Origin of the sequence: Brevibacterium picturae (assembly GCF_030453725.1) — a bacterium.
GTDB classification, from domain to species: Bacteria; Actinomycetota; Actinomycetes; order Actinomycetales; family Brevibacteriaceae; genus Brevibacterium; species Brevibacterium sandarakinum_A.
This window is the reverse complement of record NZ_JAKDJU010000107.1, coordinates 1-10,198: the sequence shown is the minus strand read 5'-3', so window position 1 is coordinate 10,198 and position 10,198 is coordinate 1. Positions and strand designations below refer to the sequence as shown.

Sequence of the window (10,198 nt, the reverse complement as noted above, 5' to 3'; positions counted from 1 at the left end):
TCGTCTCTGCCATCGTCGTCGGATCGCTGACTCTGCGCCGCCGAACGCCGTAGAGTTGCGGAGCCGGACGGCGTAGAGCTGCGGAGCCGTTGCTTGTGGCGCCGACGGCTGAGGGAAGCCGACTCTGTCGTGAGCCTCAGGCCGACTGCCGGTCGCTGCCCAGCATCCCGAAGACGAGGGTGTCCGTCCACTCGCCCTTCGACCACCAGTCTTGGCGCAGATGGGCTTCTTGGCGCATACCGATGCGAGCAGCCATCTTCGCCGATGCGGTGTTCCGGGCATCCATCTGAGCGGTGACTCGATGGAGGCCGTAATGGTCGAACGCCGCATTGAGCATGGCGAGAGCCGCCTCGGTGGCAAACCCGTGCCCGCCGGCCGCGGGATTGAGGATCCAACCTATTTCGGCCTTCTCCGACGATTCGCCGTCGAGCCAGAGGGCGAGGTCGCCGATGACGACCGAGCCTTCGATATCGTCGAGGCCATCTGCCGTCTCGATGACCAGCGCGAGCGCACGCGATTCGGTGTCCAAACCGGTTCGCGGAATGCGTTTGGCGATCTCGGTTCGTGCCACCTCGGCGGTCCATGGTTCGTCGAGGAGGTACTGCGAAACGTCCTCACGGGAGTAGATGGGCAGCAGTGCCTCGGCGTCGGACTCGCGATACGCACGCAGGCGGAGGCGGTCGGTCGTCAGTGGCAGTGTCAATGGATTCACAGTGTCCAGGCAACCACGAAAGCAGTGCCCGGCGGAAGACGACAGGGCTTCGAATCTCCTGGAACAGTGCTCAAAGACAGTGGCAGACCGCACCGCAGGGGAGGCCGTAGCTCTTCGGCTACCCGAACCGGCAAGACGACTCCACCTGCACCGGGCTTTTGCAGGTTCGGGTAGCCGGTGGCGAAGCGCTCCGCCGAGTTCAGCCCTTCGACCGGCTCAACGCCTGCTTCCACGACACCTTCGGACCCGACTGCAGGATCGAGCGTTCGAAGATCCGAGTGGCCAGCAGCAGCGCCAGGACGGTGGTGACGGCGAGGATGAGCAGCGAGACCAGCGGTTCCCACCATTCGATCGTGCCGAGGAAGACGCGCATCGGGACCGCGACCGCCGCGGAGAACGGAATGTAGGACAGCACCGCCATCACCGCTTCGTTGCTCGAGAAGATGATGACGGCCATGTAGGGCAGGAAGATGAGCATCATGATCGGACTGGACGTCGACCCCAGGTCCTCTGCGCGGGAGACCATCGAAGCAGCGGCAGCGTAGAGGGCCGCGATCATGACGAAGCCGACGATGAAGAGCGGGATGAACCAGCCGATGGGTTCCGTGACCTTGCCGAGCACCAGGTCGTTTCCGCTGATGGCGGCCCCGATGAGGACGGACAGCGCGGTCAGTCCGATCTGTGCGAAGGCGAGGATCGAACACGCCAGGACCTTGCCGAACATCAGCACCTTCGCCGAGGTGGATGCGAGCAGGATCTCAACGATCCGTGACTGCTTCTCCTCCACCACCGACGAGGCGATGGTCGTCCCGAAGGTCACCGCCGACATGAAGAACACGAGCCCGAGGCCGAGTCCGATGAAGTTCGTCAGCATCGGGTCCGGGGCGTCGGGGTCGAGGAGTTCGACCGTCGGCACCTGACTGAGCTCGCCGGTGAGTGATTCGGGAGCGGAGCGTTCGGCGATGACGGTGACACCGACCGGGGACGCAGGGTCGTCGACGACCGCGGCCGCAACCTCCTCGGACGACACCAGCTCCTTCGCCTCATCCGCGCTGTCAACGGAGACGAGTTCGATGCCGTCGATACCCTCCACTGCCTTCGCCCCCGCCGAGGTGACCGCCACCTTGTCCGTGGATGAGAACAGAGAGGGCAGCGTCCCCGACACTGCGACGAGTGCCCCGAAGAGGACGATGCTCAGCAGCGTCGAGACCATGAACGCCTTCGACTTCAGCCGGACCATGATCTCGCGTTCGATGACGAGACCGATGGCGGTGGTGAAGCTCGCCCGCTGCGTCTGGGCCGTCGTCGCCAGCCCCGACTTCTTGGGTGTTTTCGTGTCGGGCGCATTCGTGCTGGGTGCGTTCGAGTCGGGGGAGTTGGAGTCCTGGTGGGAGCTCATGCCTGCGTGACCTCCTGGAAGAGTCGGTTGAGGGCGACGGTGTGCGGGGCGAAGGACTTCACAGAGGACACGGTGATGGCCTGGTGCAGAACCGCCTCGGCGGCATCCGGATTCGGTGCGGCGAAGCGCACCCAGTTCCCGTCGAACTCGATGACGGTGATGTCGGGCAGCTGCCGCACCCATCCCATGTCCGCATCGGTCTGCAATATCCACTCAGGTGTGCTGCGCTGACTGCGCAGCTCATCGGCGGTGCCGCCCGCAACAAGCCGGCCGCCGTCGATGATGATGAGGTCGTCGACGAGGCGTTCGACCAGATCGAGCTGGTGGCTGGAGAAGAGGACGGGGGCGCCGGTGTCCGCGAAGTCCTTGAGGACCTCGAGGGTGCGTTCGACGGCGACCGGATCGAGCCCGGAGAACGGCTCGTCGAGGACGAGTGCGCGGGGGCGGTGGATGAGAGCCGCGGCGATCTGGACCTTCTGCTGATTGCCCAGGCTCACGGCTTCGAGGTTGTCGTCGGGTTTGCCGCCCAAGTCGAGCTGCTCGAGGAGTTCGAGGCCGCGGCGACGGGCGGAGTGACGGCTCAGCCCATGGAAGCGAGCGAGGTAGATGAGCTGGTCGATGATCGGCATCTTCGGGTAGAGGCCGCGCTCTTCGGGCATGTAGCCGATCGCGCTGCGGTGCGCGGGAGTGATGGTCTCCCCGTCGACTGTGATGCGACCCGAGTCCGCGGCGAGCACGCCGAGGATGATGCGCATGGTCGTCGTTTTGCCGGAGCCGTTGGAGCCGACGAATCCTGTCATCCGGCCGGCGCCGATGGAGAAGCTCAGGTCGTGGAGGACCTGTTTGTCGCCGAAGCTGCGCGAAATCGTGTCCAAGGTGATCATGGTTCAACGCTATGCCCTGCCGCGGCGATGCGGATCCGTCGTTCGGCCTATTTTCGCCTCAGCGGTGTGGGGGAGGAGGCGGCCGAGCGTGGCCGGCCGAGCGCGGCCCCGAACGAGGTCAGGTGATCAAGCGGCCTCGGACGAGGTCAGGTGATCAAGCAGCCCCGGACGAGGTCAGCTGCTCATCAGCCCGTTCTCGTAGGCGAAGATGACGACGTGGATGCGGTCGCGGATGTCGAGCTTGGTCAGCAGGTTGGACACATGGGTCTTGACCGTGGCCTCACCGACGAAGAGCTGAACCGCGATCTCGGAATTGCTCAGTCCTCTGGCGACCAGGTGGAGGACCTCGAGTTCCCGGTCGGTGAGCAGTGTCAGCTCCGGGGGCGCCGAGGCGGTGGTGTCGGGACTGCGCACGGAGCGTTCGATGACGCGTCGGGTCACCTCGGGGGAGAGGAGCCCGTCACCGCCCGCCAGTGCGGTGATCGCGTCGATGAGCTGCTCCGCCTCGGCGGTCTTGAGGAGGAACCCGCTGGCGCCGGCGGCGAGGGCCTGGAACAGGAAGTCGTCACGGTCGAAGGTGGTGAGCATGAGGACCGCGCCGGCCGCTCCTCGGCGCACGATCTCTGCGGTGGATTCGAGCCCATCCATGACAGGCATCTGGACGTCCATGCAGATCACGTCGGGGGCGAGGTCGAGCGCGCGGTCGATCGCGACCTGCCCGTTCTCGGCCTCGCCGACGACGGTGATCGTGTCCTCGCTTTCGAGGATCGTGCGGAAGCCGGTGCGGACCATCGACTGGTCGTCGACGAGGAGGACTCGGATCACGTTCAGGCCTTTGCTGTGGATTCGGTGGAAGGTGGAGGAGCGGTGTGGGTCCCGGCGGCTTCGGGGTCTGTCTCCGAGTCGGCGGCTTCGAGGTCGGCGGCGTTCCGAGGATAGGGAATCTGTGCGCGCACGAGCCAGCCGCCGCGGGATTTCGGGCCGGCTTCGACACTGCCGCCCAAGGCGCTCATCCGTTCGCGCATGCCGACGATTCCGAGGCCCAGGCCCGTCTGCTTTGCGGCGCGAGTGTCGGTGGCGTCTTCGCCGCTCGGCTCGGGATCGTGGTGTGGTTCCTCAGGCAGCGCACCGGGGGACCGGGAGTCGCTGATCTCGACCTCGAGTTCGGCCGGGCCGTACCGCAGACGGACATCCACCTCGGCGTGCGAGCCCGCGTAGCGACGGCAGTTGGTCAGGGATTCCTGGATCACACGGTAGATCGACATCTCCGTGATCGGTGTCAGCGGGCGCGGCTGGCCGATGGTGTGGACGTCGATCCGCTGTCCCGAGCGACGTGAGACATCGATGAGTGCGGGAATGTCGCCGAGGCCGGGGTTGCCCTTCGTGCTGTGCTCGTCGGTGACTGCCTCGTCCGTGTCCCGGAGGGTGTAGACGAGTGCGCGGAGTTCGTCGACGGTTTCCCGAGTGGAGGATTCGATGGTCTTGAGCGACTCCCGAGCCTTGTCGGGATTCTTCTCGAGACTGCGGCGTGCAGCCGCGGCATGGATGCCGACGCCGGTGATGTGGTGGGCGATGCCGTCGTGGAGTTCGCGCGCGATGCGCACCCGCTCGAGGTCGAGGGCCTGTCGAGTCAGCTGCTGCTCCTGAGTGCGGACCTCCGCGTTGGCGGATCGCAGTTCATTGAGAAGCGTGCGCTGGCTCCACGCCCGGTTGCCGAAGAGCCAGGCGCCGCCGAAGAACGCGACGTTGATGAGGAAGGTGACTGCGGAAGCCGCCGCGAACTGGAGAACTGTCATGTCGCCGATCGACTCGAACTGCATGATCATCGAGATGAACAGATAGACGAAGATCCCCACGCAGAGGAGGAGCCGGGAGACGAATGCCGCTCGGCGATTGCTCTGCCAGGCACCGACCGAGTACACGCCCATGAACACGATGATCTGGGTGACACCGGGTTCCATGATCGCCAGCGCCTGCGCCGTGACGAAGACGGCAGCCTGGATCCACGCCGTCTGGCTGGGGTATCGCCGACGCCAGATGAGCGGCAGCGTGACGAGGACCGACATCAGGCAGATCAGCCACAGGGGTCCCTTGAACGGCCAATAGCTCGTCGTGTTGTAGAGCACCGCGAAGACGGCCGAGGCCGCAGCCAGAGCAAGCACCAGATACACGTCTCCGCGCGTATGTCTCAGCGATGTCGAGTTCTCTGCCATCATCTTCCCAGCTTAGACAGACTGGTCTGCGTTCCACATCCGTCTGTGTGGGGATCCGATGTGTCGGGGCCTGCGCCTCTCGGCTGAGTTCGTCGAGGAAGACGGCGTCGGGCCCACGTGATCAGGCGATATCTCTACAGATCGACGGCCACCACGGGGTCACTCGTCGGCTGTTCGGATCCGCCCTTCGGCTCGACGGTGATGCCGAACAGACTGCTTGCGGTGAATCTCTGATCGGCGATGTTCGTGGCAGCCTCGGTCATCAGCCCGGCGCTCTCGGGCCCCTCGTCGCCGATCACCCACATCTGCAGGGACTTGTCGGCCTCCACCTCGACATCCTTCGAAGTGACGTGGATGAGCTGTTCGCTTTCGGACGACACCACGGTGACCGAGCCGCCGTCGGGAAGCTCGGCAGTATTCGAGCGCAGATCGTCGGCCTGCATCAGCTTCGACGTCTCGTCGATCTGTTGTTGCGCAGCTGCCAGGTCGTCTTCAAGCTCGTTCTGCTGCTGCCAGGAATTCACTCCGACGCCAGCGGCGACGGCGACAGCGGCAGCCGCAGCAGCCATCGGCACCCAGGAGCGACGTTTGCGCCGGTGCTCAGCAAGGTCGGCCGGAGGAGGTGGTGCGTCCTCGGATGCTCGGCCGTGCGAGCGAGTGTCCGACTCAGCGCGCAGCGGTGTCTGAGATTCGGGCTGCGCCTGTTGCTGTGGGAAGGGCGCTTGCTCCTGTCCGTGCGGCTGGGGTGCGGGGCCTTCCTGTGCGTACATGCTCGGGATGCCGAGGATTGCTTCCCGAGTCGCCGCGCTGATGGGCTCTGGTGCATCCACGTCCGACATGCCTGTCGCCGTTGCCTCGGAACCCGCCATGAGCGCCATGGTGTCCTCATACTCGGCGACCTCGGATCGGAAATCAGTGTCGGTGTCTGCAAGAGTCTGCGCCTCGGCGAGCTCAGCTTCGCTGAGTCCGCCCAAAGCCAGTCCGGCAGCCAGATAGTCACGATCGGTGTTCATCGACTTGCCTCCAACTCTTCTCGCAGCTTCTTCATTCCGTCTCTGATTCGTGACTTGATGGTGCCGAGGGGCACCTTGAGGTGCTCAGATATCTGAGCGTGGGTCAGTCCCTGATAGAAAGCCATGACGATGGGGTGCGCCTGCTCCTCGGGAAGTATCTTCAACGCCGTCACTGTGCGATCTGATTCCGACTTGTCGATGACGGTCTGTTCGACTTGTTCTCCCACACCCGCCGAGGATCGCAGTCCGTCGGCGTAATCGCGGTCCTGCTGGGCCTGGACGCTGCGGACGCAGTCGATGGCCCTTCTGCGGCACAGCGTGATCAGCCATGCTCTGCCTGTCCCACGTTCGGGATCGAAACTGGAGCACCGGGTCCACACTTCGGTGAAGCATTCCTGGAGCACCTCCTCGGCGAGTGACTGACTTCTCACGATCCGCAGGATCACGGCCATGAGGATTCTCGATTGTGCCACGAAGATTTCTTCGAAAGCGGTCCTGTCACCGGCGGCGATCCTGAGCAGCTGGTCGCTGCTCGGGTCCGATGTTGTGGTTGTCCCGCCGGCTGACGATTGGAGATCGCCACCCGGCGGTCCATGGCGTGGTTCCGAGGAATCATCTGAGCTCATGAACTAATCATGTCATTCGATGAGCAAAGAATTGTTCGTTGTCCGGGTTCTGAGGGAAAAGATTGTGGCCAAGGGCCGATCCGAATCCTCGGAATCGGTCCTTGGCCACCTCTCTGTGAAGCTCAGATGTTACTTCGAGGGCATCATGACGGCGTCGACCATGTATACCGTTGCGTTGGCGGTCTGGACTCCGCCGCAGACCAGTCCGGAATCGTCGAACTTGAGGTCGTCGCCCTCACCGGAGATCGTCACCTTCGAGCCTTCGACGGTCTCGTGCTCACCGGCGATCTCGTCAGGGGACAGCTGTCCCGGGATGACGTGGTAGGTGAGAACCTTGGTCAGCATGTCCGAGTCCTTGGCCAGTGCATCCAGATCATCCTTGGGCACGTCGCCGAAAGCATCATCGGTGGGTGCGATGACGGTGAACTCGTCACCGTTGAGCGTGTCGACGAGGTCGACATCGGGGTTGAGCTCGCCGGAGACAGCCTTGGTCAGGGTCTTGAGCATCGGGTTGTTCGATGCCGCAGTGGCGACCGGATCCTGAGCCATTCCTTCGACGGATCCGCCGCCGTCAGGGTTGGCTTCGGCGTAGGCGGCGCAGCCCGGGCCCACGAGGTTCGAGCCTGCCATTGCGGAGTCTCCGGATTCTTCAGGAGCCTCCGTGCTTCCGCTCGATTCTTCTGCCTGGGTCTCTTCACCACCGGATTCGGAGTCCGAACCCATGCCTGAACAGCCACTCAAAGCCATGAGTGAGACGGCACCTGCTGCCAGGACGGTTGCGGCGCGATTGCGAATCAGTGTTTTCATCGTTCTTCTCCTTGTGAAGGTGGTGCATCAACAGTGGTGCTTATCAGCGCACAGCTCTGAAGTTGTCTTCATTGCTCGCTGTGTACTTGGTATTCGCAGCCCGTGTGGTTCTGGATGGGTGAAACTCGAAGATTCTCGGGATTTCTTTTCCCGAGTTCTCTGCGGTGTCCTCGGACCTGCGCAGATCGGCCCCAGTCTCCGCTTGTATGCGGTGACTGGGGCCGTGGTGGTGTGGTTCGGTACCAGGCTGAGGATTGCTCTACTCGACGCTGAACTGGATGTGGTGGTGACCGGTTGCCGAATTGGGGATCGATTTCCTCCGCTCCGGAGTCTGGACGTTCCCGTCCTGATCGATCGCACGGACCGTGACGGTATGCAATCCTGCATCGACGTCGCTGAATCCGGTCTTCCACTGGCGCCAGGTGTCGATATTCACCTCGTCGCCGAGCTCGGCCGAGGTCCAGTCCCCGTCGTCGAGTTTCACATCGACTCTCTCGATGCCGCTCTGCTGCGCCCAGGCTGTACCACCGACGACGAGATCCCCCGCGGGTACCTTCGCCAGCGGTTTGGGAACTTCGACCCGAGAGGCGACAAGGATGGGCGCCTTGGCGTCCCACCCCCGATCGGTCCAATAGGCGGTCTTCTCATCGAAGCGGGTGACTTCGAGTTCGGTGACCCATTTGGTGGCGGAGACGAATCCGTAGAGCCCGGGAACGACGAGGCGGGCGGGGAATCCGTGTTCGGGAGGAAGCGGGCTGCCGTTCATTCCGACAGCCAGCAGGGAGTCCCGGTCATCGGTCAGAGCCTCGATCGGGGTCGAGGCGGAGAACCCGTCGAAGGAATGGGAGAGGACCATATCTGCGTCCTTGTGGGGCATCGCCCGGCGCAGCAGCTCACGCACCGGATAGCCCAACCACGTGGCATTGCCGACGAGGTCGCCCCCGACGGGGTTGGAGACGCAGGTGAGCGTGATGTGATGCTCTTCGAGGGGAAGATCGAGCAGGTCGTCCATCGTCAGGGTCACCTCCGACTCGACCATTCCGTGGATCCGCAATGACCATTCCTGCGGGTCGATGACAGGTGGCGCCAGCGCCGTGTCGATGCGGTAGAAGTCCTTCGGGTCCGTGACGAAGGGGGCCAGGCCCTTGACGTCGGGGTGGGCATCGGCAGGAATCGGAGGGGCCTTCTTGGCAGGCGTCGGCAGCACCAGTTTGGCAACCGCGGCACCGGCGTCGAGAGTCAACGAGGCCACGGTCTGTCCAGCCGCCACTGCGGCGGCCCCCGCTGCTCCGATGATGCCGGTGATGACGAAGAATCGGCGTCGAGATGGTGATGACGCCGGTTTCTCGGACGAGTCGGATGAGCTCTCCTCAGGTGTGGACGAGCCGGCAGGGATGGCCGCGGCAGGAAACTTCCGAGGGGCTGCGGGAGCTGTTCCGATCTCATTCGGACTCGTCCCGGAGCTCATGAGGACTCGGAAGACGGCCATGCCCAGGACGAGCCCGATGAGAGTTGGGATGATGTCGATGACACTGGACTCAGGACGGATGAGAATGACGAGGAGGGGAACCAGACCGGCCACGAAGAGGAGCACGGTCGCCAGGCGCAGCCGGTGAGATGCCAGCCAGCCGATGAGTCCGCCGAGGATCAACGCTGCGAATCCTGTGGTGAGGATGAGGAAGAGTTTGTCATTGGTGCCGAAGAGGTCGATGACAGGCTTGACGACTTCGGTCGGTGTGAGCGGAATGATCGTCTGACCCAGTGCCAGCAGAGGTGCCGCTTGCGGCCCGAACGCCCGGGCGATGAGGTCGGCGGCACCGAACAGGACGAGGGTGGCGACGATCCCGGCGAGGGCAGAGCGAAGTGGACTTCTCATGTACGGGTATTCGGAGCAGAGAACGATTCGGATGGGTGGTCCGGGTGCGAAGATTCGTCCCTGGGTCTCGTCCCGTTCACGAAATTATCAGTGATCTTGTCGTCTAGCTGACGTAGCATAGTGCAATGACTGAGAACCCAGGATACGCCGAGCCGCAGGCGCCAAGCGGAGACTCGGACGAACCCAGAAGTGCAAGTGCCCCCATCTATACGGCCAAGGTCGAGAACCTCGGCGGAACCTCGGGCGAAGTGCGCGTCGAAGACGGAATGACGCTGGCGACGGCACCCACCTCACATACCGATCAGGGCAGCAACCCCGAACAGTTCCTCGCGATGGCCTGGAGCACCTGCCTCGGCGAAACACTGAAAGTTGTGCTGGCCGTCAACGACGTCGAAGCTCTGTCCCGAGTCCGGGTCGAGGTCGACCTGCACGGTGAGTCCAACGCCGGATTCCACTTCGTGCCCCGGGCCTATATCTCCATCGAAGGCGTCTCCGCCGCGGACGCGGAGAAGTACGCGGGGCGGGCCCATGCCCGGTGCCCGATCTCGAAGCTGCTCAAGGGGCAGGGCAGCCCGAGCGTCGAGATCGAGGAATACAAGAACCCGGACAACTTCCAGCTCAGCTGAGTTGGACTCCAGCCGGTCTGACTCCAGCCGGTCTGACTCCAG

Annotated in this window: 10 protein-coding genes; 1 reads left to right on the top strand and 9 read right to left on the bottom strand. The window is 63.8% G+C overall.

Annotation, left to right across the window (positions count from 1 at the left end):
* Nucleotides 1–136 precede the first annotated feature (136 nt).
* The 9 genes from L0G76_RS10970 to L0G76_RS10930 all read right to left on the bottom strand — a co-directional run bounded on the left by L0G76_RS10970 (nucleotide 137) and on the right by L0G76_RS10930 (nucleotide 9,530).
* Entirely contained in the window at nucleotides 137–712 is a 576-nt protein-coding gene (locus L0G76_RS10970; protein ID WP_304357273.1) for a GNAT family N-acetyltransferase, read from the bottom strand.
* 199 nt (nucleotides 713–911) lie between these two features.
* Entirely contained in the window at nucleotides 912–2,111 is a 1,200-nt protein-coding gene (locus L0G76_RS10965; RefSeq protein ID WP_304357272.1) for an ABC transporter permease, read from the bottom strand.
* The gene (locus tag L0G76_RS10960; protein WP_304357271.1) at nucleotides 2,108–2,995 is read right to left on the bottom strand and encodes an ABC transporter ATP-binding protein; all 888 of its coding nucleotides are present in this window, start codon (nucleotides 2,993–2,995) and stop codon (nucleotides 2,108–2,110) included. The genes L0G76_RS10965 and L0G76_RS10960 overlap by 4 nt, the downstream gene beginning before the upstream one ends.
* Nucleotides 2,996–3,169: 174 nt before the next feature.
* On the bottom strand, nucleotides 3,170–3,820 hold the full coding sequence (locus L0G76_RS10955) for a response regulator (RefSeq protein ID WP_304357270.1): 651 nt from the start codon (nucleotides 3,818–3,820) through the stop codon (nucleotides 3,170–3,172).
* A 2-nt stretch (nucleotides 3,821–3,822) separates the two neighbouring features.
* A complete protein-coding gene (locus L0G76_RS10950; protein WP_304357269.1) occupies nucleotides 3,823–5,211 on the bottom strand; it encodes a sensor histidine kinase in 1,389 nt (462 codons plus the stop codon).
* Nucleotides 5,212–5,342: 131 nt separating this feature from the next.
* Complete coding sequence (locus tag L0G76_RS10945) at nucleotides 5,343–6,221, bottom strand: anti-sigma factor (RefSeq protein ID WP_304357268.1); 879 nt, start codon at nucleotides 6,219–6,221, stop codon at nucleotides 5,343–5,345.
* Complete coding sequence (locus L0G76_RS10940; RefSeq protein WP_304357267.1) at nucleotides 6,218–6,847, bottom strand: sigma-70 family RNA polymerase sigma factor; 630 nt, start codon at nucleotides 6,845–6,847, stop codon at nucleotides 6,218–6,220. Before L0G76_RS10940 ends, L0G76_RS10945 begins: the two co-directional genes overlap by 4 nt.
* A 129-nt stretch (nucleotides 6,848–6,976) precedes the next feature.
* Nucleotides 6,977–7,654, bottom strand: a complete 678-nt coding sequence (locus L0G76_RS10935; protein ID WP_304357266.1) for a fasciclin domain-containing protein — start codon at nucleotides 7,652–7,654, stop codon at nucleotides 6,977–6,979.
* A gap of 259 nt (nucleotides 7,655–7,913) precedes the next feature.
* A complete protein-coding gene (locus L0G76_RS10930) occupies nucleotides 7,914–9,530 on the bottom strand; it encodes a molybdopterin-dependent oxidoreductase (protein WP_304357265.1) in 1,617 nt (538 codons plus the stop codon).
* Nucleotides 9,531–9,655: 125 nt separating this feature from the next.
* Between L0G76_RS10930 and L0G76_RS10925 the strand changes: the two genes are divergently transcribed.
* Entirely contained in the window at nucleotides 9,656–10,156 is a 501-nt protein-coding gene (locus L0G76_RS10925) for an OsmC family protein (RefSeq protein ID WP_304357264.1), read from the top strand.
* Nucleotides 10,157–10,198: the final 42 nt, after the last annotated feature.

Bases quoted from the DNA above. Each gene is read 5' to 3' on its own strand.
- L0G76_RS10965 (WP_304357272.1), bottom strand. From the start codon at position 2,111: ATGAGCTCCCACCAGGACTCCAACTCCCCCGACTCGAACGCACCCAGC.
- L0G76_RS10960 (WP_304357271.1), bottom strand. From the start codon at position 2,995: ATGATCACCTTGGACACGATTTCGCGCAGCTTCGGCGACAAACAGGTC.
- L0G76_RS10950 (WP_304357269.1), bottom strand. From the start codon at position 5,211: ATGATGGCAGAGAACTCGACATCGCTGAGACATACGCGCGGAGACGTG.
- L0G76_RS10945 (WP_304357268.1), bottom strand. From the start codon at position 6,221: ATGAACACCGATCGTGACTATCTGGCTGCCGGACTGGCTTTGGGCGGA.
- L0G76_RS10940 (WP_304357267.1), bottom strand. From the start codon at position 6,847: ATGAGCTCAGATGATTCCTCGGAACCACGCCATGGACCGCCGGGTGGC.
- L0G76_RS10935 (WP_304357266.1), bottom strand. From the start codon at position 7,654: ATGAAAACACTGATTCGCAATCGCGCCGCAACCGTCCTGGCAGCAGGT.
- L0G76_RS10930 (WP_304357265.1), bottom strand. From the start codon at position 9,530: ATGAGAAGTCCACTTCGCTCTGCCCTCGCCGGGATCGTCGCCACCCTC.
- L0G76_RS10925 (WP_304357264.1), top strand. From the start codon at position 9,656: ATGACTGAGAACCCAGGATACGCCGAGCCGCAGGCGCCAAGCGGAGAC.